The sequence below is a fragment of the Streptomyces sp. NPDC015032 genome, assembly GCF_043080425.1.
GTDB lineage: Bacteria > Actinomycetota > Actinomycetes > Streptomycetales > Streptomycetaceae > Streptomyces.
Map to the genome: position 1 here is coordinate 65,384 of NZ_JBIBVN010000026.1, position 23,605 is coordinate 88,988.

Annotated in this window: 28 protein-coding genes and 2 pseudogenes; 15 read left to right on the plus strand and 15 right to left on the minus strand. The window is 68.5% G+C overall.

Annotated elements, in window-relative coordinates; translation table 11 throughout:
• Nucleotides 1–527 precede the first annotated feature (527 nt).
• The gene (locus ACF08M_RS29225) at nt 528–905 is read right to left on the minus strand and encodes a hypothetical protein (protein WP_392188251.1); all 378 of its coding nucleotides are present in this window, start codon (nt 903–905) and stop codon (nt 528–530) included.
• Between the two features lie 223 nt (nt 906–1,128).
• On the opposite strand from ACF08M_RS29225, the gene ACF08M_RS29230 reads away from it, so the two are divergent.
• Both ACF08M_RS29230 and ACF08M_RS29235 read left to right on the plus strand, forming a co-directional pair.
• Complete coding sequence (locus ACF08M_RS29230) at nt 1,129–1,530, plus strand: hypothetical protein (protein ID WP_392188252.1); 402 nt, start codon at nt 1,129–1,131, stop codon at nt 1,528–1,530.
• A 190-nt stretch (nt 1,531–1,720) separates the two neighbouring features.
• Nucleotides 1,721–3,412 (plus strand): hypothetical protein, encoded by a 1,692-nt coding sequence (locus tag ACF08M_RS29235; RefSeq protein ID WP_392188253.1) that lies wholly within the window; start codon nt 1,721–1,723, stop codon nt 3,410–3,412.
• Nucleotides 3,413–3,769: 357 nt separating this feature from the next.
• Here the strand turns inward: ACF08M_RS29235 and ACF08M_RS29240 are convergent, their stop codons facing one another.
• Nucleotides 3,770–4,141, minus strand: a complete 372-nt coding sequence (locus tag ACF08M_RS29240) for a winged helix-turn-helix transcriptional regulator (protein ID WP_392188254.1) — start codon at nt 4,139–4,141, stop codon at nt 3,770–3,772.
• Between the two features lie 77 nt (nt 4,142–4,218).
• Between ACF08M_RS29240 and ACF08M_RS29245 the strand changes: the two genes are divergently transcribed.
• The gene (locus ACF08M_RS29245; RefSeq protein WP_392188255.1) at nt 4,219–4,629 is read left to right on the plus strand and encodes a RidA family protein; all 411 of its coding nucleotides are present in this window, start codon (nt 4,219–4,221) and stop codon (nt 4,627–4,629) included.
• Nucleotides 4,630–4,663: 34 nt separating this feature from the next.
• Here ACF08M_RS29245 and ACF08M_RS29250 read toward each other — a convergent pair.
• From ACF08M_RS29250 to ACF08M_RS29275, 6 genes and pseudogenes are all read right to left on the minus strand, one after another.
• Nucleotides 4,664–4,753 (minus strand): annotated as a pseudogene (locus ACF08M_RS29250) (IS5/IS1182 family transposase); the annotation flags it as partial.
• A 94-nt stretch (nt 4,754–4,847) separates the two neighbouring features.
• Nucleotides 4,848–5,264, minus strand: coding sequence for a zinc-binding dehydrogenase (locus ACF08M_RS29255; protein WP_392188256.1), 417 nt, complete (start codon nt 5,262–5,264; stop codon nt 4,848–4,850).
• 154 nt (nt 5,265–5,418) lie between these two features.
• Nucleotides 5,419–5,745 carry a hypothetical protein gene (locus ACF08M_RS29260; protein WP_392188257.1) on the minus strand — a complete coding sequence of 109 codons (327 nt, stop codon included), beginning with the start codon at nt 5,743–5,745 and terminating at the stop codon, nt 5,419–5,421.
• Between the two features lie 43 nt (nt 5,746–5,788).
• Nucleotides 5,789–6,652: a DUF3592 domain-containing protein gene (locus tag ACF08M_RS29265; protein ID WP_392188258.1), complete on the minus strand. Its 864-nt coding sequence runs from the start codon at nt 6,650–6,652 to the stop codon at nt 5,789–5,791.
• Nucleotides 6,653–6,672: 20 nt separating this feature from the next.
• Nucleotides 6,673–6,942, minus strand: coding sequence for a hypothetical protein (locus ACF08M_RS29270; protein ID WP_392188259.1), 270 nt, complete (start codon nt 6,940–6,942; stop codon nt 6,673–6,675).
• Nucleotides 6,924–7,469, minus strand: coding sequence for a hypothetical protein (locus tag ACF08M_RS29275; protein WP_392188260.1), 546 nt, complete (start codon nt 7,467–7,469; stop codon nt 6,924–6,926). The genes ACF08M_RS29270 and ACF08M_RS29275 overlap by 19 nt, the downstream gene beginning before the upstream one ends.
• A 42-nt stretch (nt 7,470–7,511) precedes the next feature.
• Here ACF08M_RS29275 and ACF08M_RS29280 point away from each other — a divergent pair, with 42 nt between their 5' ends.
• Genes ACF08M_RS29280 through ACF08M_RS29290 form a run of 3 tightly spaced genes read left to right on the plus strand, consistent with a single transcriptional unit; the run spans nt 7,512 to nt 8,327 of the window.
• On the plus strand, nt 7,512–7,850 hold the full coding sequence (locus ACF08M_RS29280; protein WP_392188261.1) for a hypothetical protein: 339 nt from the start codon (nt 7,512–7,514) through the stop codon (nt 7,848–7,850).
• 60 nt (nt 7,851–7,910) lie between these two features.
• On the plus strand, nt 7,911–8,177 hold the full coding sequence (locus tag ACF08M_RS29285; RefSeq protein WP_392188262.1) for a hypothetical protein: 267 nt from the start codon (nt 7,911–7,913) through the stop codon (nt 8,175–8,177).
• 3 nt (nt 8,178–8,180) lie between these two features.
• On the plus strand, nt 8,181–8,327 hold the full coding sequence (locus ACF08M_RS29290) for a hypothetical protein (RefSeq protein WP_392188263.1): 147 nt from the start codon (nt 8,181–8,183) through the stop codon (nt 8,325–8,327).
• Nucleotides 8,328–8,389: 62 nt separating this feature from the next.
• On the opposite strand, the gene ACF08M_RS29295 is transcribed toward ACF08M_RS29290, so the two are convergent.
• The 3 genes and pseudogenes from ACF08M_RS29295 to ACF08M_RS29305 form a co-directional block, all read right to left on the minus strand.
• Complete coding sequence (locus tag ACF08M_RS29295; RefSeq protein ID WP_392188264.1) at nt 8,390–9,043, minus strand: hypothetical protein; 654 nt, start codon at nt 9,041–9,043, stop codon at nt 8,390–8,392.
• 792 nt (nt 9,044–9,835) lie between these two features.
• A pseudogene (locus ACF08M_RS29300) lies at nt 9,836–10,363 on the minus strand (GNAT family N-acetyltransferase); the annotation flags it as partial.
• 441 nt (nt 10,364–10,804) lie between these two features.
• On the minus strand, nt 10,805–12,292 hold the full coding sequence (locus ACF08M_RS29305) for a carboxylesterase/lipase family protein (protein WP_392188265.1): 1,488 nt from the start codon (nt 12,290–12,292) through the stop codon (nt 10,805–10,807).
• 86 nt (nt 12,293–12,378) lie between these two features.
• On the opposite strand from ACF08M_RS29305, the gene ACF08M_RS29310 reads away from it, so the two are divergent.
• The 6 genes from ACF08M_RS29310 (at nt 12,379) to ACF08M_RS29335 (ending at nt 16,488) form a co-directional block, all read left to right on the plus strand.
• Nucleotides 12,379–12,981: a TetR/AcrR family transcriptional regulator gene (locus ACF08M_RS29310; RefSeq protein ID WP_392188266.1), complete on the plus strand. Its 603-nt coding sequence runs from the start codon at nt 12,379–12,381 to the stop codon at nt 12,979–12,981.
• A gap of 385 nt (nt 12,982–13,366) precedes the next feature.
• The gene (locus ACF08M_RS29315; protein WP_392188267.1) at nt 13,367–13,945 is read left to right on the plus strand and encodes a GNAT family N-acetyltransferase; all 579 of its coding nucleotides are present in this window, start codon (nt 13,367–13,369) and stop codon (nt 13,943–13,945) included.
• Nucleotides 13,946–14,669: 724 nt separating this feature from the next.
• Nucleotides 14,670–15,026: a hypothetical protein gene (locus ACF08M_RS29320; protein ID WP_392188268.1), complete on the plus strand. Its 357-nt coding sequence runs from the start codon at nt 14,670–14,672 to the stop codon at nt 15,024–15,026.
• A gap of 122 nt (nt 15,027–15,148) precedes the next feature.
• Nucleotides 15,149–15,367: a hypothetical protein gene (locus tag ACF08M_RS29325; protein ID WP_392188269.1), complete on the plus strand. Its 219-nt coding sequence runs from the start codon at nt 15,149–15,151 to the stop codon at nt 15,365–15,367.
• A 245-nt stretch (nt 15,368–15,612) separates the two neighbouring features.
• Nucleotides 15,613–16,152: a hypothetical protein gene (locus tag ACF08M_RS29330; protein ID WP_392188270.1), complete on the plus strand. Its 540-nt coding sequence runs from the start codon at nt 15,613–15,615 to the stop codon at nt 16,150–16,152.
• A 207-nt stretch (nt 16,153–16,359) separates the two neighbouring features.
• Nucleotides 16,360–16,488, plus strand: coding sequence for a hypothetical protein (locus ACF08M_RS29335; RefSeq protein WP_392188271.1), 129 nt, complete (start codon nt 16,360–16,362; stop codon nt 16,486–16,488).
• A gap of 33 nt (nt 16,489–16,521) precedes the next feature.
• On the opposite strand, the gene ACF08M_RS29340 is transcribed toward ACF08M_RS29335, so the two are convergent.
• On the minus strand, nt 16,522–17,376 hold the full coding sequence (locus ACF08M_RS29340; protein ID WP_392188272.1) for an alpha/beta fold hydrolase: 855 nt from the start codon (nt 17,374–17,376) through the stop codon (nt 16,522–16,524).
• A gap of 632 nt (nt 17,377–18,008) precedes the next feature.
• On the opposite strand from ACF08M_RS29340, the gene ACF08M_RS29345 reads away from it, so the two are divergent.
• The gene (locus ACF08M_RS29345) at nt 18,009–19,058 is read left to right on the plus strand and encodes an LD-carboxypeptidase (RefSeq protein WP_392188273.1); all 1,050 of its coding nucleotides are present in this window, start codon (nt 18,009–18,011) and stop codon (nt 19,056–19,058) included.
• Here ACF08M_RS29345 and ACF08M_RS29350 read toward each other — a convergent pair.
• Nucleotides 18,975–19,742, minus strand: coding sequence for an ATP-binding protein (locus ACF08M_RS29350; protein WP_392188274.1), 768 nt, complete (start codon nt 19,740–19,742; stop codon nt 18,975–18,977). The genes ACF08M_RS29345 and ACF08M_RS29350 overlap by 84 nt on opposite strands.
• Nucleotides 19,743–19,750: 8 nt before the next feature.
• Between ACF08M_RS29350 and ACF08M_RS29355 the strand changes: the two genes are divergently transcribed.
• Nucleotides 19,751–20,068 carry a hypothetical protein gene (locus tag ACF08M_RS29355; protein ID WP_392188275.1) on the plus strand — a complete coding sequence of 106 codons (318 nt, stop codon included), beginning with the start codon at nt 19,751–19,753 and terminating at the stop codon, nt 20,066–20,068.
• Here ACF08M_RS29355 and ACF08M_RS29360 read toward each other — a convergent pair.
• Nucleotides 20,065–20,691 (minus strand): DUF6207 family protein, encoded by a 627-nt coding sequence (locus ACF08M_RS29360; RefSeq protein ID WP_392188290.1) that lies wholly within the window; start codon nt 20,689–20,691, stop codon nt 20,065–20,067. The two genes, ACF08M_RS29355 and ACF08M_RS29360, sit on opposite strands and share 4 nt — an antisense overlap.
• 534 nt (nt 20,692–21,225) lie before the next feature.
• On the opposite strand from ACF08M_RS29360, the gene ACF08M_RS29365 reads away from it, so the two are divergent.
• Nucleotides 21,226–21,582: a hypothetical protein gene (locus ACF08M_RS29365; protein WP_392188276.1), complete on the plus strand. Its 357-nt coding sequence runs from the start codon at nt 21,226–21,228 to the stop codon at nt 21,580–21,582.
• A 547-nt stretch (nt 21,583–22,129) separates the two neighbouring features.
• Here the strand turns inward: ACF08M_RS29365 and ACF08M_RS29370 are convergent.
• Complete coding sequence (locus ACF08M_RS29370) at nt 22,130–22,780, minus strand: hypothetical protein (protein WP_392188277.1); 651 nt, start codon at nt 22,778–22,780, stop codon at nt 22,130–22,132.
• Nucleotides 22,781–23,605: the final 825 nt, after the last annotated feature.

Sequence of the window (23,605 nt, forward strand, 5' to 3'; positions counted from 1 at the left end):
GCAGGCGCTCCGGCATTGCCGTGGCCGGGGGCTGGCTGTGGGGTTCCTCGAAACACCGTCCGGACCGGCATGTAGGGCCTGCTCGGTTGGGAGCTGAGGTCCTCAGATCTGGCTGCGCTGCTGTCCAGAGCCCTCTGTCCGGTCTCAAGCGGTGGCCACCGTGAGCGTGTCGGCGTCGTCGCGTCCAACCATGTCGGCCCATCCTGTGCGGGGACTGGCCGTGGCCGCTGCGCGCTGTGGGCTGCAGACGGCGCCTACGCTCCAGCCGGCCGCCGTCTCAAAGGCTTTGCACGACCAGCAGAAAGGGAAGCCCGCCGACGGGATTCGGCAGACGGTGCCAGGGATGCCACGAGCTCCGGATCCGCGAACTCGGCGGCCCCTGCAAGCATGGTGGCGCCCCGGGGGACATGTACGTCACCGTGCACATCGCCGACTGATCAGCCGCCGGCCTCCGGCTTGTGGAGCTCCGGCAGCCCGGTGTCCACGCCGAACGGCCCGGAGGTGGCGGCCTGATCGCTCTTGTTCAGTCAGAGCACGTGCCCGAGGTAGTACATGGCGACCACGCCCGCGAAGATGAACGCGCTCCGGACCAGGGCCAGGACGACGCCGGTGTCGGTCCGGTTGGAGCCGTAGGCCACGCCCTGCCCGGTCTTGAACAGCCACGGGGACCATGCCGACCGGCCGAAGCCCGGGTCCGCGTACCGGCCTCCTCCCCGCCGCCAGGCCAGCAGGAGAACAGCCGCGAAGCCGATGCCGGCCAGGTAGTACGTGAAGGCGAAGAACCGGTTTTCGATGAAGCGGTGGCCGTTGGTGCTCCCGAGGCAGGCGGCACCGGGCAGGAAGAGCGCGACCGCCAGGCCGAAGCCGAGCACATCTCCGCGCCGTCGAACAGGGCCTGCCGTCACGTTCCACCCACTCCTGCCGCTGCCGTCTTCTACCGGGCACGGGTACAGCATCTGGTCGATTGGCAGACGGTCCGGGCCCGGCAACAGCGCCTTCTCGGCCATTGCCCGTGGTGAACCGGGCAGGCCGGGGCACAGGCGGCGTGGCGGGGCCCCGGCCGTTCCATGATCTGCGGCAGCGCCCCTGTCCCGGGCGCCCGCGTACCGTCCACCGGAGGGCAGAACTGTGCACGAAACCATCACTCTTGACGACGACCCCGATCTCGCTCACCTGGTCGATCTCATCGACATCCTTCCGCACCCGGACGTCTCGGGCTTCTGGGGCGACGGTGACCACGGCATCGGGTCCAAGATCGGGTACAGGCTCAGGGAAGTCCTCAACGGCAGCGGGCGTGCGACGGACGTCGACTACCTCGCCGTCTACGTCCTGAAGTACCTCGGACGAGGCAACAAGTACATCTCTGAGGAGCAGATCACGCGCCACCTGACCGGGGTCGATGGCCTGCCCGCCGCCGGCCACGCGTGGGTGGAGGACGCCACACACACCGCATGGATCCTGGTCCACCGATACAGCCTTCCGCGCTGGCGCGGTACCAGCTTCCCGGGCCAGGCCTGGATCGAAAGCTGAAACATCGCTGCCGCCGCGGGCCGCACGGCCCGTTGCCCCTGGCCTTGCACCAGTCCTGGGAGGCTGCCTTCGGGCCGGCCAACGCTACGAATGGCACGATGAGTTGGAGCGAGGGGTGGGGTTCGTGCGGGGTGACAGGCGGCGGATTCAGACGGCGGTCCTGGGCGGTGCGGACTCGGAGGAGCCGTTGATGCTGCCGCTGGAGGCGATCGAGCTGGACGCCTTCCGACGCCGGCACGGCGATGACACGTTCTGGTGCGGGCTGCTGCTCGGCGGCTGCGGTGGCCGGCTGACGACGAAGCTCTACACCGACCGCGTGTGCCACTTCGCTCACCACCCGGGCCCGGACGGACTGCCTCACGTCTGCGGGCGCCGCGCCCGGGGTGTCGCCAGCGCGGACCACCTGTACGTGAAGTCCGCGGCCGCAGCCTGGCTCAGGGGTCGCGGCGATCAGGTCGGCTTCGGCTTCGCCCGGCCGGATGGCGCGGAGATCGGTTCGGTGGTCGATATCCGGTTCAAGGCACGTGGGCTGCGCGTGCATCTGGACCAGGCGGTGGAGCCCAGGTGGGATGAGGATGGCCTGGAGCCGGTGCTCGGGGTGTCGGTGCCGGTGGACCGGGACACGCTGGTCCGTCGCTGGTATGTCCACCGCATCCGGCTGGACAGCGATGGCACGGCTCGCCGGGTCCGTATTGGTACCGAGGCGTTCGCCCGGCCCACCGAGTGGTTCGGGCTGGACGAGTGCGAGATGACGGAGCGCGGGCTGTCCACGCCGGCCATCGAGCAGATCGTCCGTTCGCGCAGCACCCCGCCTCCGTTCCGAGGGCCTGCGAGGAAGGCCAAGAGGTTGCCGGATGCGCAGGCGCACGTACAGGTGCTGCTGCGTCGTCTGGCCGACGCGCGGAAGGTGGAGTCCGCGGTCGTGGTGAATCGGGTATGTGGCGAGATCACCGCGTTGGACGGGCTGGACGAGGAGACCCGGGTTCAGGTGGCCGCGGCCTTGGAGGACGCTCACCGCTGGCTGGAGGGGCAGGCCGAAGTCCGTCGCAGCATGTTCTCCCATCTCGACGAGGCGGTAACCACGCGGAACATCAAGCAGGTCCGCGAGCTTTTGATCCGTGTCAACGCGACCGCGGGCCATGACCGGACCGCGACAGAGAACGGCATCGCAGGTGCGGCCGCCGACTGCCTTGCCGCGCTCGGGCGTGCGAACCAGAACCGGGCAGCAAAGGCCGAAGCCCGCAAAGCCCGGGAGAACGGGTCGGAGGCAGCAGCCACACGAATGCGCAACGTCCTCAGCAATCTTCGCCGTCGTGGCGACACCCTTTCGGTGGCAGAGGTCCGCAGGCTGGTGAAGATCCTCACCCGGGCAGCAGCCCAGGCGGGCGACCGTGTCAGCGCAGACGAGGCGACGCAGATCGCCAGCTGGACAACGCGCGGAGGAACGGACACCAGCAGTCCGGCCGCACCCAGCCCGATGGCAACGCTGAAGGCGCAGGCCGGCGGTGGGTCACGGCCGAAGAAGCGGCCGCTGCACGATCGGGTCGCACGCCGGTTCTGGATCAAGAAGACGTGCCCGCGCTGTCTTGCCGCCGCGGGTAAGAACTGTGTCGATGGCGGCCGGACGGGCACCGGCGCGGAACGAAAAACTCCGCACGATGAGCGGCTGCGACTGATCGTGGAGGAACGCAGATCCAAGACCCAGAACCGCAAGGAAAGCCCGCCACGGCAGCCATCCGATGTCACCTGTCCCGACTGCGACAAGGCACCGGGAACGCGGTGCGCGACACCGAGCGGCGGGCCACATCGCTCGCGTGTTGAGCGAGCACAAAGGTCCTCGCGTTCCGCCGATCGGTCTGGTCGGCAAGGAAAACGCCGCTGATCGGCGGTTCCGTTGCGCAGCGAACGGATGCGGCGCACAAGTCGTAGACCAAGCACCAATGTGCAGATGGCTCTGTTCACTTCGCAGAGCGTCCACATCGTGGGTCGTCTACATAGGAAACAGCCCGCCGCGGCTGTCAAGGAGCTCACCGTCGGTCGGACTGGCGGGATGCGGCCAGGACTACTTCGTTCCGGCCGGAGGGGGTTCACGCGAAGGCCTTGCGGTTAATCTCGGCGATGACTTCCCGGCGGCGGCCGTCGAGGGTGCGGCCCCACTTGGCGTTGGAGTAGTACACGAGCTTTCCCGTGCTGGGTTCCGTCTGCCCCGACCGGCACCCTGCCGGGGCGGGGGAAGGGCTCAGAGGCTTGTTTCTTCCCGCATATCGAAGGCTTCGCGTGCGTGTGCAATGGCGGGCATGTTCTCCGAGGCCCATGCCAGCAGTACGTCGATGGGTTGCCGCAGGGTCTTGCCAAGTGGTGTGATCCGATACCTGATCGCCACCGGGCGGGTGGAGACGACCTGGCGCTCGATCACGCCGTTCCGTTCGAGTCGCCGAAGTGTCGCGGTCAGCGACTTCTGCGTGACCTGGGGAATGGCTCGGCGCAGCTCGTTGAAGCGGCAGGGACGTTCGCAGAGCTCGCTGAGGATGCTGAGCGACCACTTGTCGAGGATCTGGTCGAGCAGTTCGCGGTGCGGGGGGCCGATGAGGATTTCGCTCTCGGTATCCATGGAGAAACCTGGTCTCGTTGAAGTGTCCTTCTTCCACTAGGTAGCTTATCGATACCTAGTTCAGAGGAGAAACACCCATGACTGTTGAGCACTTCACTCCGGAAGGCATGCTGCAGCCGGTCCCGTACCACCATGTGGCCATGGGTACCGGGACGAAGCACGTCCACGTCAGCGGGCAGGTCGCGCGCCGGGCGGACGGGACTCCGGTCGCGCCCGGCGATCTGGCCGGGCAGGTCGCCCAGGTGCTGCGCAACACCTCCGTCGGGCTGGCGGGCGCGGGCGCGTCGTTCGCGGACGTGCTGCGGCTGACGTTCTACGTGACCCGGTGGAGCCCGGAGAAGATCGGCGACTTCATGGCCGGGGTGGAGTCCGTCGCCGACGAGATCGGACTCCGGCTTCCCATGCCGCCGGCGTCCCTGATCGGTGTCGAGTACCTCTTCGAGCCGGATGTGCTCGTCGAGGTCGAAGCAACCGCGCTGCTCGGTTGATTCCTGGGGCGGATGCCGTCCGGCCTCATCTTGACGCGGTCGCCTTGAAGGGACGGCGGTGGTCGGCCCGCCGTCGCCGGTGGACCGGATCGGCCGGCATCGACGGCTCGATCCGGTCCGGCATCGCATCGCTGATCACCAGGGGGCATGGGTGTCGGTGGGCGGCAGGGGCGGGCGTGGGGCCGCCGTGGCGGACATTGTCCGGCGCCGTGTGGTGGTCACCACTGCGGGTTCGCGAAATCCAGCACGAGGCGTCCGCGCACGCCACCGGTGGCCGGACGCTGGTGTGCCTCGGCGGCGCGCGAGGCCGGTAGCAGGTCGCCGACGCGGAGGGGCAGCTCGCCGTTCTTCGCCTGGCGGACGATCCGTTGGAGCAGAGCGGGGTCAGTGGCCGCGTTGTAGGAGGAGATCGGGTGGATCGTGATGCCGCGCTCGGTCGGGCCCGTCCAGCCCTTGAGGCTGACCAGTGCTCCACCGTCGGAGACCGCCCCGAGCGCCTGCGCGTTGAGGGCGGCGCCGTCGATCAGGGCGGGCACCCCGCCGGGCAGCGCACCACGGATGTCGGATGCGGCGTTCTGGTGTCGTAGCACGATCAGGTCGGGGAAAGGGCCTTCGACACGGGCGGTCAGGCTCACTCGGCGTGGAGACGGCGGGTGTCCGCGAACAATCGCACCGTGACCCCGGGTTCCCCCCGGCTGTCCCGCACGCGGGTATGGTCCCGGAGGTTGCCCGGAGCCGCCGTCGGCCCTGCACGCGCAGTACCGCCCCGGCCCTGGAGGCGGCTCCACTTCAGACCACCGGCCGGTCGGCGAGCCGCGCCACCTCGGTGAAGTAGGCGCGGAACAACGGCTCGTCGCCGGGCGGCACCAGGAACGCGGGCGAGGTCGAGTACCGGAAGGCGAACCGGTCGGTGTTGTAGAGGGCGGCCTGCGGATCGCGGACGACGCCGAAGTACGGTGTGCCGGGCCGGTCCGGCTTCTTGTAATACAGCGACACCCCGAGCCAGCGCAGCGGGACACGGAACGTGTGCGCCGAACTGTCCAGGTCGAACAGCTCGAACACCCCCCGGTCCACCCGCGCATGCAGGTTCTCGTAGTCGAACGTGAACGGTTCCATGGGTGAGAAGGTAACCCACCTGGTCCAGAGCCCCTCTTGGGTCTCAGAGGAACACCACTCCCGCCACGGCCGTCGCCGCGAGCACGACGATCACCAGGACGTCGAACGTCACTTCCCGCTCCGTCGAGCGGTGTTCGACTGCGCGGTCCAGCGTGAATTCGGCCGGGTCGGCGGGCGTGTAGTGGACCGTCACGTCACGGCCGTACGCGCCGGCGGGGTCCGGAAGGTTCGACGTGCAGTGGGCCGTAACAGTCGTGTCCTCGCGGGTGGTGAACGATACGACCGGGGTGATCGTGATAGAGGTATGACCGTCGTCCTGGTCGACGCTGACGTCCTTGAGGACCGTGACGACCCGTTCCGGGACGGTCTCCATCGCAGCCAGCCTCTCGATGCGGCGGTTCTTGACGCGTACCGCCCCGGGCAGATGAACGGCGGCGAAGACCGCCCAAGGCCCGCCGAAGCCGATCAGCGCCCACGGCCACCCCCACTCGAGCGCGGCGAGGACCACCAGCCCGACGTAGACCAGGAAGACCGCGAAACTCGGCCGGCCGAGCCCACGACTGGGTTCCTCCGGAGCGTTGGAGAACTGGGAGGCGTGCGGTCTGCCCCGCGGGTGGCTGACCCCGATCTCCCGGCCCTCCCACGCGGAGGTGATCATCTCGCCGCGCTCACCGTCGTTCGTGACGGTGATCTTCTGACCGGAGGCCGGGTCACGGTAGGAGACGACCACCCATATCCCGCCCATCCGGGACCCGCCGTGCCGCGGCACCCGCACCCGCACGATCCGCCCCGTGAGCCGGCCCCCCCGCTGCACCTTCGTCACCCCGGCCAGCGACCGGACGAACCCGGCCACGGCCACCGCGCCCCACACCGCACACCATAGCGCCAGAAACCTGCCCCACCCCATGCGCTCTCCTCCCGTTCCGATCAACTTCCGCTGTGGCGCAGCACTTTGCCCCGCGCGTCCGCCTGCAGCGTTCCCGTGCCTCCGCCACCGGTCACCACGACTCCGAGCGTGAGCGAGCCGGTGACGCCGTCGGCGGTGAGCTGCCAGCTCTGCGGGGAGTCGACGCCCAGGGTGGTCCTGGCCTCCTCGACCAGGCCGGGAACGCGATCGTAGGGCAGGGACCTCGGGTCGAACCCGGCGGTCGTCGCGCCGGTGGGGGAGAAGGCAACCGTCAGCTGGCGGTCCTGCACGACGACGATGAGCGCCTGGCGCTCGTCCCCGCCCTCGGCCAACGACTCGACGGTCTTGCGTAGTTCACCCTTGTCCAGCATCGACTGGCCCGGCCCAGTGTGACCGTGCCCGTCGCCGACGTCACGACGCTCATGGACGACGAGGAGGAGACGGACAGCTCGGGGGCGCCGCTCCCGCCCTCGGGGGAGTCGAACAGGTCAGCACGGAAGAGCACGAGCACGCCGGCTACGCCGAGCAGCAGCCCGAGGAGAGCGAGGAGCCCACCGAAACAGCCCACCGGGGCGTCGCTCTTCATGGCAGGACCAGGTGCCGAGTCCACCTGGGCCATGGCCGCCCGCTCCTTCCACTCCGGCGTCGGCTGCTTAATGATCCGCGTCTTCCACGGCCGGTCCGGCGGATACGCCACCACCACGACCCCGCGCGCCCAGTAGTCGGGCAGCTCGACGAGGTTGACGTCCTGCCGTATCTCGACGCGGAACGCGGGGGCGTAGTCCGGCGCGACGGGCAGCTCGAAGCGCACCGGCACGTCGCTGGTCTCACCCGCGACGGCCTCCCCAAGAACGCGGCTTTGCGGATCCCGCCGACCGGGCCGGAGATCAAGACGTTGTTCACCGGCTGGGGCGGTGAGCCGGCGACCTGCCGCAAGTCCGCCCCGGCCGCGCGGAGCTACACCGCATCGAAACTGATGTCGCAGGTCGGACTCAGGGTGAGCGAGGCATGCAGGCTCGACCTGGCCGACATCAAGTGGGACTTGGGCCACTTCGGCAAGCTCCATGTGTGCCACGGCAAAGGCGCCCGCGGTTCGGGCCCGCGTGAGCGGATGGTGCCTCTGATCAACAGTGCCGACCGCACGCTGCGGTGCGAGAGCAGGCCGAAGTCCTCGGAGTCCAGGGAGCGCTGGGCGTGATCGACGTGATAGCGCGCCGGCTCACCGGCCAGACCGCGCCGACCTGGCGCGGGTGAGCGTGTGGACGCCCAGGTCACTCCGCTCCTGGAGCGGATCGAGGTACGCGAGCGGGAGATCGGCACCACCGCGGAAGAACTCCGCGCGCAGATCGACGCACTCGCCGCGCGTCTGCGTGAACTCGACGAGGAGATGGGGAACTTGGCGGTGACCCGCAAGACGTTCCTTGCCCTACCGCCGACCGCTCCGGAACCGACCGATCCGCCGCCGGTCCTGCCGGCTCACCCGGCCTACCAACAGATCCTCGACGCATTCGCCGACGCCGTCTGACCGATGCGCGCCCGCGACCTGTGCGAGCGCCTCGATCTCGCTGTCGCGCCGAAGAACATCGAGAGCCCCCGGCACAAGCTCAAGCGCCTGGCCGGTCTCGGCGTCGTCGCCGAGACCGAACCCGGCTTGTTCGCCCAGCGCCGTCCGTAGCTGCCCTCCGCCGAGTCGCCAGCCCACTACGGCTGCCCGCCACCGGGCTCGGGGCGTGATCGCTAATGGCCTGTCGTGCGGAGCCACCGTAGCGTTACGACGAGCTCGTCGCCGAAGTCCTCGCAAAGCGCGAGCAACTCGCGTCCGGCGGACGAGTCGAGCAGCCCATCGGAATCGGGAAAGGTCCGGAGGGCGCCGTGGCAGGCGGACTCGACAACGAAGTTGCGTGAGGCGAAGTAGCCCTCGCCGCTCGTCCGGTCTGCCAGGTTGGCGAGGTACTGGTGGTGCGCTTCCTCCGAGGGATGGGAGTAGAACGAGCCCTCGACGAGACTGTCCAGGTAGCGCGCCAGGCCGGACGACAACTCGACTACTCGTTTGGCCTCGTCCAGGCCTGGCTTGTCGAGCAGCTCGCCGAAGGCCCACAAGCCCCCGAAGATTTCCAATTGGAAGAGCTGGACCGTGTCCGGGTCGACTTCGGATTCGAAGAGCGGGGCCGTGCACAGCTCGGCGAATGCCTGACGGTAGGCGTGGTTCGACTGTTCCCCAGGAGGTTCCGTTGCCAGTCGGAGCAGCGACTCCAGCACATGCGGGTCGACGCCCCAGTCCGCATCCATTTCGAACACGAGTACCGGCGCACGCCACTGCCATAGCGCCAGAGCGGCGGCCTGACGCTGGCGAACGGGCTTCAGGTCAGCCAACCGCTCGTTCTGTGCCACGTCGGTGCGTACACCCTTCTGATCGCCGTGCCCCCGGCCCCTTCGTCTCGGGACACTGTAGAAGCTGCCGAAGGGACCGCGTGATCTTGCGAGCCGTGGCCAACTCAAGCCCGCATCCGAAGCGGGCATACCGGCTCAGAACGTCCTCTGAGATCGGCGACCTGCTGATTCCCGAGCCCGGGAAGGTCAGGCGCCCAGGTCAGCAGGCACCGAGCCTTGATCCCAGTGCTGTCCGGTTACCGCGAAGGTGAGCCGATCCGGTACTCCAAGCCCTTCCCGGCCCTGCGGGTCCGCGGGCTTCCCGTCGTGCGGGCTGCCGAAGTTTGACCCTCTCGGCTTGTTCACCGGCGACCGGGCACCCGCAGGCGGCCAGTGGCTGGAACGGGAACTCGATGGGATGGCCCGGGCATCCACCGCGCCGTCGAAGCCTGGATCCGCACTCTCCTCGACGGTGGCCCGCGATCCGGGCCTCGCTCCCGGCAAATGGCATGGGCCTGCTTGGGAGAGATCCAGCCGGTGCTGCCAGAGTGGTGCAGCCGCTACGACCACCTGCGAGAAGTCACCCGGGATGACATCCTCGCTGCCCGGGACGCGGCCGTCGGCAAGCAGCGCGAGAACCGAATCGTTGCTGAGAGTCGGCAGCTCCCGACCTGGTGCACAGGCCCGGAATGTTGGTGAGAAGTAGAGCAGCGGCTCCACGAGGTCAAGCCAGGTGTTGAGGCCGATGACCGATCGGCGGCCTCGTAGATCCGTCGTGCTGCCGGGCACAATCTCAAGCGGGCGGCGTGACCGGGATCGTGCGCCCATCCACTGTTCGGCGCCCCACGCCTCGTACCGCTCCACCTCGGTGAACCCCAGCTTCGCCGCGAGGCGCATCGAGCGGGCGTTGGCAGTCTGGGTGCAGAGCACCACCGGCTCGCCGGGATGCGCGTCCGCGAACCAGTCGAGCGCCGCCGCGCACGCCTCGGCGGCGTACCCGCATTCCCACGCCTCCGGCAGGAACATGTAGCCGAGTTCGGCCTCCCCGGCATCCGGACGGACATGACCCCGGCGCTCCGCGTCGCGCCGGTTGAGCTCGATGGTGCCGATCACCGCTCCGTCGAGATCGACCACGAAAAGGCCGGGGCGCCTCCCGGGCGTCTCGGGCAACGTGCGCTCGAGCTCATGACGCGGTCGAGGGCCACCGAGGTAGGTGCCCACCTCGGGCGAGGCGAACAGTTCGATGAGCGCCGCACGGTCCCGGGCCTCGGACTTGCGGAGCACGAGCTGCTCGGTCCGTATCGGGGACGGTGGCCAGGCGACGGGTTCCAGTTCGGTCATGGCGGGCAAGCTATCGTACGCGCGCCGGAGCCTCGGACGATTGACAGCCGCAGCAGCTTCCGACCCGTCGGCCCGGTCTGGATGTCGGTGTCCGTGCACGGCTTGAAACCGTGACCGTGACCGTCTGGGACAACCTGGGCGAGTTCCCCGATGACCCTGCGCGCGAATTCCGCTCGTTCAGCATCCTCGTGTTCCAGCCGAACCCACGGATGCATCGGCCTGAGCCACAGCGCTGGACCCGTGGGTTCACGCTGAAGAGCCTTCGGTTTCCCTGAACCTGCGGGGATCTCGGCCCCGGACTCCTGTCTCTGGCCCGCGGCGCAAAGCAGCGGCGGACCTCGATCGCCCGCCACATCATGCGGATGCTCCGCGAACACGACGAGCAGATGGGCAACTCTATTCCCCGCTGGTCGGGGAGACCCAGGCAGACTGGATCCTCGTCTACGTGAGGTCAAAGGGGGCCGGGTCGTGTCGCTCCCAGATCTGGCGAGAGGCTTCTTCTGGGTAAGGCAGGGTCTTCGACTCGACATCCAGGACGCGAGTCAGCTGTCGTTCGGGCCGGTGGGCGGGCCACCCGGGGTCGCCGGCCGTGGCGAAGCGGACCCATCCCCGCTGCAGTTCCTGGGATACTGCCGAGACCTCGGGTGTTGGCCGGTCGCCGAAGAGGTGTCGGCCGGCGGGGCTGTCCAACGTGCCGAACGCCAGGGGAACGTCGAGGCTGTGGCAGGCGCCCAGGACTCCGCCGGACGCCGGAGCCGCCAGTTGCAGCTCGAAGAGAAACGATGTGCCTCCAGCCGCTTGGTTCGCCTGGGCCAGCTGCAGTGAGGGCATCCGGAAGAGGGCATCGGAGTACACCAGTTCGAGCAGTTCTTCAGGGGTGGCCTGCGGGTAGGCGGCACGGTAGGCGTCGGCGCCGTCCGGTGCCGGGGCGAACAGGTCCAGGGCCGTATGGGCCTCGTCCTCAGTGAAGGTGCCCAGCCGCCCCATCATGACGCTGAACAGTCGGAATTCGTCGCGGGTGTGGCCGACGAGGAGTTTGATTCCGCCTGTAAGGCCGCCGGCCAGCGCCCTCCAGGGAGTTTCGGTGAGCACCACGCCGTCGAGGACCGGGCACACGGCGACACCGATCTGCGAGAGCCGACCCCAACTCTTGCGGTGGCCGGGTAGGCCGACACCAAGGGCGGTGAGCTCGCCGGCCAGGCGCAAGGGGTCGATGCCGGACAGGGCTTCGGCGTCAGGTGCCGCACCGACCCGTCCCGCGAGCGCGGCGGCGACTTCTTCCGCCAGCGCGCGGGTGCACAGCGATCCCGGCACCGAGTGCACAATGGCCCTGTGGAACAACCCGTGCGCCCGCTTCATCGTCAGCAGGGCCGCGATCGATCCCGCCCCGGCGGACTGTCCCGCTACCGTGACCTGGTCAGGGTCTCCGCCGAAAGCGGCGATGTTGCGCTGTACCCATTCCAAGGCCGCGATCTGGTCGAGAAACCCGCGATTGGCCGGGGCGCCCTCGACAAGAGCGAAACCCTCGACTGCCACCCGGTAGTTGATGCTCACCACGACCAGGCCCGCGCTGGTCAGGGCCGCAGGGTCGTACATCGGATCGCTGGAGGCCCCCGCGATGTAGGCGCCGCCGTGGATCCACACCAGCACGGGCAGCCCGGCCGCCCCCAGGGCCGGGGTGCTGACGTTGAGCGTGAGCCAGTCGTCCCCGACTGAGCTCTCGGCCGTGGGTCCCGCCTGCGGAACCACGGGGCCGAACTCGGTCGCCTGCTTCGTCCCGTCCCACCCCTTGACCGGGGCGGGCGCCTGAAAGCGCAGTGGCCCGACCGGCGGCTGAGCATAGGGGATGCCACGGAACACCGCATGCTCTCCCCTCCAGCGCCCTTCGACGAGACCCTCCGCAGTCCGTGCTCTTGGTTGTTCGGGCATGTCACACCCTTCCTCCGCGAACGGACTCCCAGCTTTTACCGGTCAGCTGTAATATGTCAAGTGTATTGAAGAAGGAGAGGCCAACGATGCCCAAGCAGGTGGATCACCGCGAACGCCGCGAGACGATCGCCCGAGCGCTGTGGCGCGTAGTGGAACAACGCGGCATCGCACACGCGAGTGTCCGCGAAGTAGCCCAGGAAGCGGGCATCTCCCACGGCGCGGTGCAGCACTACTTCGCCACCCGGGAAGAGATGTTGGTCTTCGCCATGGACTTCGCGTCCGAACAGACCTCGCTACGCGTCGCCGAAGGTGTCAGGGAACTCGGCAACCCACCACACCCCCGTGACATGCTCCGAGTGATGCTTACGGAGATGCTCCCTCTACATCCCGACGCGCGTGCGACGAGCCGGATGAGTGCCGCCTACGTCCTGGAGGCACTGCACAACGCGAACATCCATACACGTGCACACGACGGGTTGACTCACGGCCGCGACCTCATTGAGCAGATCGTCCACCAGGCAATCACCGATGGCCACATCAGCCCCGACCGCGACCCGGCGACAGAGGCTAACCTGCTCCTGACACTCACCGGCTTGACCCCGCTCATCGAACTGAGCGTGATCGAGCCCCAAGAGGCTCTGACCGCCGTCGACCAGCACCTCGACCGACTGTTCACCAACAAGACCTGACCGCACCCAATCGCTCCGAGTTGCACCGCGTCGACCTGCTGGACCTGGACGACTGTGCTGTGGACGGATCGCACGCCCGGACGCTCAGAGGGTGGTATGTGACGTGATGCCGTATCTGTCGTCACTGGAACGTGTGGGATCGCTGCATCTCCGCTGCCCGGGAGGCATGGGGGTGTTGGAGTGTCACCTGTGAGCGACCGCCAGTCCTGCAAGAGCGGTTTATCCGACGAGCGCTGGGCCAAACCGGGCATCACCTCAGCTGCCGCCCTCTGGGGGCGCTCGGTCGCGCCGATGAGCGGACACGTCTGCCGGCCCGCCGAGAAATCCCGTTGCGAGTGACCCGCATCGGATGTCTGATTGGTCGGCCACCGACCAGGGAGGGAAGATGAGGGCGTCGCTGCCCACCCCCTCGTTGTACACCGCTCGTCTTCGACTGCGTGCCTTCGAAGACGCGGATGCGAACGACCTCTTCGCACTGCAGAGCAGCGCCCACATCCTGCGTTACTGGGACTCCCCACCGTGGACCGAACGCTCGCGCGCCGAGAAGTTCATCACTGCTTGCCGGCGGATGGAACAGGAGGGCACCGGGGCACGGTTGGCCGTGGATCGTGTCTCCGACGGGGCGTTCATCGGCTGGTGCACCCTGAACAGTTGGAATCCGGACTTCCGCAGCGCGTCGCTCGGCTACTGCTATGGCGATGCAGCGTGGGGCCAGGGCTACGCGACCGAGGCCGCGCGCGCTCTGCTGGGGTGGGCGTTCGACACGCTGGACCTGAACCGCGTCCAAGCCGAGGCCGATACGCGCAATGTGGCTTCTGCCCGCGTGCTGGAGAAGCTCGGCTTCGTGCGTGAGGGGACGTTGCGGGAGGACTGCGTCGTCAACGGCGACGTCTCCGACTCGTGGGTCTACGGGCTGCTCAGGCGGGAGTGGCAGCCGTCGTCCGAGCTGGTTCCCATCCAATGAGTTCCGTCGTTCGGCACCTGGTATCGGCTAACCCCAAGCAACTGATCACTGCGCCTCATCTGCACACAACGGCGTACCGGACAAAAATGTACATATCATCCTCTGAATTCTGCGCGCTCAACCGCTTCGGGGAGGGTCCGCCGACCCATCGGGGGCGCAGAAGACGTACGGGCATGGACACGTCGCAAAAGGTGCCTTGCGAGCAACGTCACCCAGACCGCCAGCCCCAGCGCCGCGACAACTCAGCAAGGGTGCGGTGCCGCTACTGGCTGCTGTCCACCCATAGAACAAGATGCTCGCGCACATCCAGCCCGGGCCATCGAAGAACTCGCCCCTGGGGTTTTGTGACATTGTCCTGCTCCCCTCGGCCTTCGCACGGGGACCGCTTCCAGGTCGCCACGGCGGCAGGGTATGGCAGCTGATGGGCCTGCCTTCGGCCGGGCCACTACCTGGCAGCTGCCGTCCTTCCGACATCGACGTCAACTCGTGCACGTCCGCGAGGAGCAAGACCACCGGATGTTGCCCGAACCGGGCGACGAAGGCTGCTCGATGGGCACGAGGCCAGGGCCGTCGTCACCCACATTGCCGGGTTCCGGAAAGCAGCCCCGCGGGCCGGTTGCCGTGCCCGGTGGATGAGAGGAGATGTCCGGGCAGTCATCATGATGAGCCGGGGGCACTGTTGTTCTGCAGGTCCGCAGGAAGTGACAGTTGAGGGGAGGGACAGATGCTCGGGACCGCGATCGACGTGCTCGACAGGGCCATGGACGTGCTCATGGTGGCCGTGGGGCTGGGCTGTGTGTGGCTGGGATGCTGGGCCGTGCTCCGGCCGCGCCGGCCACCGGAGCCCATCCGGGGGCCCGTGTGGGTGGTCCGCATCTGGGGGCTCGGCTTTGTCCTGCTTGGGATTTCCCTCGCCATCGAGACGATCACCTTGATGACCGGCGGGGAGCCCGGCTGGGCGGCGGATGTGATCCGCTGGGTCGCAGGGCCGCTCGTGGTCGGCTCGATCGTGGCGGCGTTTGTTGCCCGGCGGTGGAAGCGCCATCGGGCCCGAACTGTGAAGGGCAGGCGGCGGGCGTGAGACGATCCGTCTCCTGGCGCGAGGCTGCGCTGGTCACCGCGGCCTGCTGGACGGTCAGCGGCCTGGGGTACACCGCGAGCGCGGTCCTTGACGAGCCGTAACTGTCTGTTGCCGCCGGGTTCATGCAGTGGTTCTGGGCACGACACCGTTCCTGGACGGCAGGGATCGCAGCCGGCCTTATAGGGGCTGCCGTACTGTTCGGCCTCGTCGACATCCTGCGGCCGGAGCTGGGCCGGTACGTCGCGGACGCGCTGGCCACGGGCGCAGCGGCGACTGCCTCCGTAGCCGTGCTCACCCTGCTGGGCCGCGTCACAGGATGCCGTCATACCGCCGCACGGTAACCCGCGCGTGAGCCACCGCATCAGCCTTCCGCCCGAGCCGGGCGACGCCGGCGGCGTATCGTCCTGGCGCCGAGTCTGGGGCCTGTGTGCGGCGTTGCTCGGTGTCGCGATGCTCCTCCTCGGTGCCGCGGGGCTGGCCATCGTGCCGGGCCTGATCGAGGACGAGAAGGCGTTCGGCACCGCGACTGCCTGCACCGCACCGTCCTCTCCCCAGGACGAACTGCCTGCGCTCGTTCGACGCGACTGTGACCCGCACGGTGATCAGGGAGCAGGCCAAGTCATCGGAGTACACGCTGTACCTGGACGGCCCGGCGCGTGTGCCCCGCAGCATCGACATGGGCGGCTCGGAGCCGCTGCTCAAGCGCCTGCGTCCCGGTGACAACGCATCGGTCACCATGTGGCGGGACTACGCGACCGCGGTACGCCAGGGCAAGGTCTCCCAGGAGACCGCCGATACGCCGGAGGGCGAGCCGGTCTTCGTGTGCGCGCTCGCCCTGGCGGTGATCTGCGGCGGCGCGTACGGCCTGTACGCGGGAGGAACAGCCCTGGTCCGGGCCCGGCGCCACGCTGTGAGGGGCCTGCCCGCCACGCTCGTGCCGCGGGGCAAGGAAGCGGCCGGAGCGGCCATGTGTACGCTTCCGGCCCTGGTCGTGGGTGACTTCACGAGCGTGCCGGTCATGCTGGTGGTGTGGCTGGGCCTGCTGCCGCTGGTCCGGTGGGTCGGGCAACGGCAGCAACAGCGGAGTACCGGACGGCACGCCCGGCCGCCTGTGCACACGGTCTGACGGCCGCAGACTATGGGAGTACCTGACGCGTGCCCAGGGCCCGCCTCCTCGCCCTCGTCTGTGCGACGGGGCCTGGGCGCTCACCCGCGGCATGCCCGGCCGGCGCGTGATCACCTTGATCAGGTTGAGGTTGTTGCAGTTCAGCGGCTCCATCGGCCCGTACTCGTCGGCGCCCTCCCTGTCAGCTGTCAGGCGGTCTTCGGGCTGATGACCGACGACCTCGACACCCGGCAGTGGGGAACCCTGACCGGCAGCGTGCTCATGGTGACCGGCATCATCGTGATCGCGGTGAGCCAGCGCACGGCTGGTCATCGGCAACGTGGTAGCGCGCCCTGAGTGGGGTCCTGGTGATCAGGACACTGAACCCCCTCAGCCCCAGAACTCTCGTAGGGTGGTGTTGACGGCGGTGGGGTTCTGGGTGTGCGGGTAGTACCCGGGTACCTGTAGGAGGCGGCCTCCGAGGGAGTCTGTGAGGGACTCGGCCACGGTCATGAGGGGGAGTCCCACGTGTTCGCGGTACGCGGCCGGCGCGCGCTCCCAGGTTCCGCAGATCACCAGAGTCGGCAGGGCGGCGTCCCGGATCGCCTCCAGCGGGATTTCCGCTTCCCAGATGGGCCGTTCTCTCATGGAGGTGGCCACGGCACGGAGCCGGCGCGGCGTGGGCTCGGGCATGGCCATGCCCAGCCCCTCGGTGGACGCGCGCAGGTACTGCTCCGGCGTGACGTCGTCCGGGATGCCGGGGGCGCTGTCGCGCACCCGGTCGAGGAGGTCGGCGACGACTGGGTGGTGTGCGGCGGCGGTGAAGGCGGAGGGCTGGATGAGGGCAAGGGAGCGGACGAGGTCGGGTCGGCGTGCGGCGGCGATGAGCGCGGCGACGGCGCCGTTCCCGTGCCCCACGAGGTGGGCGCCGCCGAGCCTCACGGCTGAGGCCCTGTCGCCGAGGACCTCTACGATGTCCTGGGCGTCGATGTCGAAGTCGCTGCGCGCGGTGTCCGGGCTGTCGCCGTAGCCCCGGCGATCTATCAGGAGGAGCGGCCGGCTGTCCGCGAGGGGCCGCTGCCCGGCAAACCCGTATGTGGAGTCGCTGCCCCAGGTGAAGATGTTGTGGATGAAGAGGGCGGGGGCAGCAGCAGCCGCCGGGGTCACTGGGGCCGTCGAAGCTGTCGGGGCCCGGCCTCCTCCGGCCCGGTCACGGTCATCCCACACGGTCACGTGCACGGTCATAGGTCACCCTCCGGAAGCTGAGGACATCAACTCCCGTGAGACTAAACCTCGAGCCACGGCTGATGCCTCTCGTAGAGCATCTTCCGCCGCGTCTTCTCCCGCGGGGGGCGTCCAGGCGCCACGGGGCGGTGATCTGGTTCCCTGTCATGGCGTTGGTGCGGTCGGGCATGCCGGTTGCCGCTCGACGCCGATCGTCGGGTTGCCTTCGATCCGGTCCTGGTGCTGCCATCAGCGGGTCGTCTTGCGTGCGGTGGGCAGCTCCCCGTTGACCGTGTTGTCTTTGTCGGGACGAACGAGAGCCACTGTCTCGGCGAGTTTGAGAGCCAGGTTGCTCCATCCGTGAAGTGGATGGACACGACACAAGTCCGTGATCGTCGGAGTGAATGGGAGCCACCCCTATCGGTGACTTCGTGATCGGGCCGTGCGGTGTGGAGTGTCCCCGATGCAGTAGAGCCAGGTGGCGATAGCTTGTGTGTCACCGGGCCCTGTCGGCCCGCGTCCCTGACAGGCGCGGTTCGGAAGGGCCCGGCTCCCTTGTCGGCTCATGTCCTGTCTCGTGCGAGTTGTCGGCGTCGCATCCGTCGATCGGTAAATGTGTAGCGTGTTGTTGCGCGTGTCGGGACACTGTTTCGGTGACCGGTTCTGCACTGCCTCAACCGCTTCGCCCTCGTGCCCTGAGGCCCGGAGATCTCGTCGTTATCGCATCGCTGTCCGGGCCGCTCCATGCCGCTTACGAGCCCGGCCTCGAGCAGGCGGTGGTCGTGCTCGAGCGGATGGGATTCCGCGTGCGTCGGGCACCGCTCCTCGAAGCAGGGCGGCACCATTGGTGGAGCGCGGCTCGGCCGGCGGAGATCGCTGAGGAGTTCAATGGACTACTGCGTGATCCCGAGGTGCGCGCGATCATCGCGCATGACGGCGGCCAGACGGCGCTTGGTTACCTCGATCTGATCGACATCGAGGCGATCACTGCCGACCCCAAGCCAATCCTCGGCTACAGCGACATCTCGCTGCTGCATCTGGTGCTCTATGCGCGCACGGGTCTGATCGGATTCCATGCCGACTTGGCCACCCCTGGACTCGGCGGGTACTGGCAGGCCGCGCCCGCGCCACGCAGAGCGGAACTTGAAAAGCTCTACTCGACGCTGCTGACCGGCGACGAGGCGATCGGTGCGCTGCCAGCCACCCCGTCGTGGGAGTGCTGGCGTGCCGGTCGCACCGAAGGCCGACTGATCGGCGGGCTGATCAATCGCATCGTGCTGGCGCAGGCGACGCGTTTCGCGCTGCCGCTCGAATGGTTCGACGGCGCGGTGCTGTTCTGGGAGGAAATGGGCGGCCAAGCATCGCATGTGTGGAGCTATCTACAGGTACTGCGGCACTGCGGCATCCTCGATCGGATCTCCGGCATGGTCGTGGGCGTTCCGTACGCGATCGACGGGTTCGGTGCGTGCGACACGTCCCCGACCCTGCCCGAGATAGTCCTCGATGTCCTCGGCGACCGTGACATCCCGGTCCTTGGCAACGTCGAGTTCGGACATGCCGGCCCGAATCTGCCGATGCCGGTCGGCATCCGCGTCGGCCTCGATGCGCGGCAGCGGATGTTATCGCTGCTCGAACCGGCGGTACGGCCGCACGCGATGACGGGGCCCGCAGGATGGGGTCGATGCCCTCGACGGTGCGGCTGAGGTGGTCGCTGTCGGTCCAGTGGTGTCCCATGTGGGCGGACCGGCAGATCGTGTCGGGCTGGCCGGGGACGATGTCGGGATGAACGCCCGGGCGTCATGGTTGGCTTCGTGGCGGTGGTCGGTGTGTCCGAGGTAGCGGTTGATCTGCACGGACTCGTAGCCGTAGTGCTCGGCCAGGATGCGGCCCAGGCCCTGGAGGATGGTCTCGCGGGCGCGGATGTGGCCGGTGGGCAGTTCCCAGCTGAAGCCTGCGGTGTCGAAGTCGGCGGTGGGCGGGGCCTCGACGAGGAGGAAGCGTCCCTCGTGCTCGATCAGAGCCGCTGCGGCGAGGTGGCTGATGCCCTCGTTCTGGGTCCGAATCGCCAGGTCGTCGAGGTAGTCCTGGCTGGTGAGCCCGATGGTGAAGGGACCCTGCGTCAGGCTCATTTCGCGTTCGTCGCGGGTGGCCTGGGGGCGGTAGGACTCGGTGCCGGTCTGGACCAGGGTGCAGCGGAGGGTGAGGCGGTCGGCGATGGCCGCGCAGAGCCGGCAGTCGCCGAAGGTCTTCTCCCATTCGGCGAACGGTGAGTTCGTCGCGACCGCGATGGCCTTGCGTTCTTCCCTCTCGGTGAAGATCTGGAACAGCAGTTTGGAGCCCTTCTTGTCCAGGTTCGCGTGTTGGGTCGGGGACGAGACGCCGTGCACCGTTTCCGATGCCAGCTTTCCCGTCCCCGCCCGCCGAACCCGCCGTGCCTGCCAAGGCGGGTATCACGGCCAAGCCGTCAACGTCCTCCGTCCGCGCCTGGCAGTTGTTCCGGGTCACGGGCCGGACCACCGGTCTCGAGGCGGGCAGCAAGGTGACTCTTCAGCAGATGCAGCGCGGCAAGTGGGTCGGCCTGCCCGCGTCGACGAGCATCTTGCGGGATGGTTCCTACTCGCTCGGTGTCAAGCTCGGGCTGAAGGGCAAGAACGATCTGCGTATGGTCAGCGGTGCCACGGCCTCGCCGGTCTTCAAGGTGACGGTTCGCTAAGCAGCGTCGCCACCGCGGCACGGGTGAGCTGTCGGTACCGGGGTGGTCTCACCTGTTCCGGTGCCCCCACGGGACGGAATTGTCGGGGTGATGCTGTGTCCGCCCCGTGGGTAGCCGCCTCCGGCCGATGTCTGCGCTACGTCTGCGTTCCGGCTGCTGTATCCCGGTTCCCGGGGGCACGGGGTGCGGGGGCGGGGGTGGAGAATGGTCGCCGGAGGGTGGAAGAACCCCGGCTGCCAGCACCGTACGTTGCTGGTGGCCGGGCTCCTGCGGGTGCTCGTTTTGGTGGCGGCCTGTCCGGCGTTCCGTGGTCCGGAACAGGGTGTGGTCTTCGGTGCGGGTGCCCGGTTCAGTCGGTGGGGCGACGACGGTTGTCCGCGAACAGCGGTGCCCCGGCCCCGTGAGAGCGGCCGTCCGTCGCGCGGGTCTGGTTGCTGAAGTCTGGTCGCTGATGTGGCCCGGAGTTGGCCGAGTGCGGTCATGGCGGCGTGGACGGTTGCTTCGCCGGCCGCGGTGATGCCGAGGACGGCAGGGCCGGGCTCGCTGGTGTGCTGCGCGTGGATCGGTTCCGTGTCCCTGCCGGCGAGCGGCAGGCCGTCAGGTTCCGGCTGGGCCGACCCGATCCGCTGAAGGCCCTTGCTCCGAGGGCTCTTTGCCGGTCGCCGAACGAGGGGTTCTGCTTGGGGTTCGCCCCCTCTTTTGTTTCTGAGGTGCGGGCTGGTCGTTGGGGGTGGTGGGGTTTCGGTGTCGTCGGTGTCGGTGTTGTACCGGGTGCAGTACGCCTTGTCCGAACTGCCGTGTCCGGCCTGGGTTTGTTGGGTCCGTCTGGTGGTGGCGGCGGTGGCGGTGGCCGTGGTGTTGGGGGTGTCAAGTGTGTTGGGTTCGGGGGCGGTGGTGGCTCGGAGCGGGGGGCCGGTATCTCCGGTTGGAGCGGCCGGCTGGCTACGTGTGGCTCTGTGCTGCCGGCGGTGTCAGTGTCGTCGTTTGTCATGTTTGCCCCTGTGTGTGATCATCAGGAGCAGTCCGGGCTTGTACGTTCCGTCAGGATGCAGCCGGTTGCTGAGGATTGAGGGGCACTGGTCACCACGGGCCCTTGGTGCAGGTGGCGTCCCGCAGGACGCCGGGCAGCGGCAGGGAAGGAGTAAAAAGGCACACAAGTGCCTGTTTTCGGCCAGGAGTTGAAGGGCGGCACCGACACCGGCACCAGCGCCCGCACCGGCACTCGCACCGGCAGCGGCACCGGCACTCGCGCCGGCACCGGCACCGGCATCCGCACCAGCACTGGCATCTGCACCGGCACCGGCATCGGCAGCGGCACTGGCATCGGCACCAGCACTGACACCGGCAGCGGCACCGGCGCCCGCACCAGCACTGGCAGCGGCACCGGCGCCCGCACCAGCACTGGCACCGGCGCCCGCGCCGGTACCGGCACTGGCATCGGCACGGTACCGGCACTGGCACCGGTACTGGCATCTCGTGGTGTGCAGGCGGGCTGTTGTTCTGTTCGGTGGTGATGGGGTGCGCTGAAGAGCGGGGCTGTGTTCGTTCCTGTCTTGCCCGCCGTGTGCCTGGGGGCTGTCTGGTCCGGGTTCCGGCCTGGTGCCTGGTGCCTGGTGCCTGGTGTAGGCGGCCGGTGTGCTGGGCAGGGCGCTGCCGGGTGTACGTGTGCATGTGTGCTGTGGTTCCTGGTTCGCCCGGGCGCTTTGTGTATGGGGCCGGTCCCTGAAGTGGTCTACTGCTGTTCGGGTGTGGTCATGGCGGTGTGGGTGGTTGTTTCGTTGGTTGTGGTGATGTCGAGAACGGATGGGCCGGGCTCGCTGGGGTGCTGTGCGCGGTTGGGTTCCCTGTCCGTAGGGCTGTATACCGTCCTCGTTGATGCCTCCAGGCGCCTTTGCGGTCCCGAGCCGGATGTTCCGGGAAGGGATATCCTTGGGTGGCAGAGGAGAATCCCGGCCCGATTACGGCGGGCCGGGATTCTGTGTTGTGCGCCTGGCCAATGGGCCCCGGCCCGATTACGGCGGGCCGGGGTTCTGCGGCATGCGCATCAGGGGGTTGGTGGTTTTAGTAGTCGCCGAATTCGCCGCCCTCGCCGAATTCGCCGCCCTCGCCCTTCTCGTTGTGGTGGCGCTTGACGACACGGAAGCTGGCGACGACTCCGTTCTTGACCTTCACGCCGTCATTCATCTTCTCGTGGTGCTTGCCCTTCTCGTGGTGCTCGCCCTTCTCGAAGTTCTCGTCCTCGTCCTTGCCCGGGCGGACGTTGTTGGCGGTGCTGCGGGGGCCGACGGTGGCGATGGGGGCGCCGTTGTCGCACACGGCTCCGCGGAAGACCTCGACTTCGTTGCGGCTGTCGTTGCGGATGTTGAAGCTCTTGGCGCCCAGGCCGCTGACAACGGTGATGCAGCCGTCGGGGCGGCCGGAGAACTCGCGCTCGTTGATGTGGATCCTGCCCTCCTCGTGGTGGCGCTTGCCCTCGCGCTCGTTGCCCCGGCGCTCGTTGCCCCGGCGCTCGTTGCCTTCGTTGCCCTTGCCTTCGTTGCCCTTGCCCGTGTTGCCGCCCTCCCCGCCCATGAGGGCCTGGGCGGGGACGGTGACCGGGGCCACCTGGGCCTGGGGGGTGGGGGCGGCGGTGGCGTAGGTGATGCCGGTCGCGGTCAGTGCCGCGGCGGCCGCGACGGCCGTGGCGATCGCTTGGGAACGGGTCATGATCATGTCGCTTGTTCTCCTTCTCGGACTCAGAGACAGTCCCGCTGTGACAGCCGGTGCGTGATTGAACGTACTAACGCCCCCCATTGCTGTCATGTCGAGCAAATCGGGACCCCCGGCTCCGTGGGGCTGATCGGGTGTGCAGAGCTCCTTTTCAGCACTCCGAACACAAGCTGATTATCCGTCAGAAATGCCTGGATTCTGGGAGATTGAACGTCCATTAGCCCTTGCAGGTGATCTTCTGACGTCTACTCACCCGCCGTGGCGGTGGGGCGCCGGGAAGTATCGGCAAGTCGCTGCTTGACATGTGGCCTGCCGTAGGTTCCAAGGAGGCCACGCGCGCGGCGGCTGTCCGACGGACGTGACCGCGCACAGCAGGGTTCGTCCGGGCCGGACGGTGACCAATACCGGCGGGCACGGCCTGCCCGCCGCGGCCCGGCCGACCGTCCCGAGGGCCCGGGCGGGCAAGCGCCGGGACCTGTCCGGGCACGCAGACCATCTGCGTGGACTGACCCGCCTCCTGCTGGGCACCGCCCACACGACCGGAACGACCGGAACGGCCGGGGCAGCCCGCTCGGGACGGTACGCGCACTGCGGCGGGACCGGCGGCGCCCGCCCGCCGAGGGGGCCGGGCGCCCGGCCTCGCCGCCGCCCGGCCTCGCCGCCGCCCCCTGCTGCGACGTCCTCGCCCGGCAGGCCGTCCGCGAGGAAGCGCAACGCCGCACCCTGGCCGCCTTCCTGGACGACCGGGACGCGGCGGGCAGGGGGCGCCGTCTTGGCGCTGTACGGGTACCCGGATGCTCATGCGGGTTGCGGCGCCGGTGCCGGGCG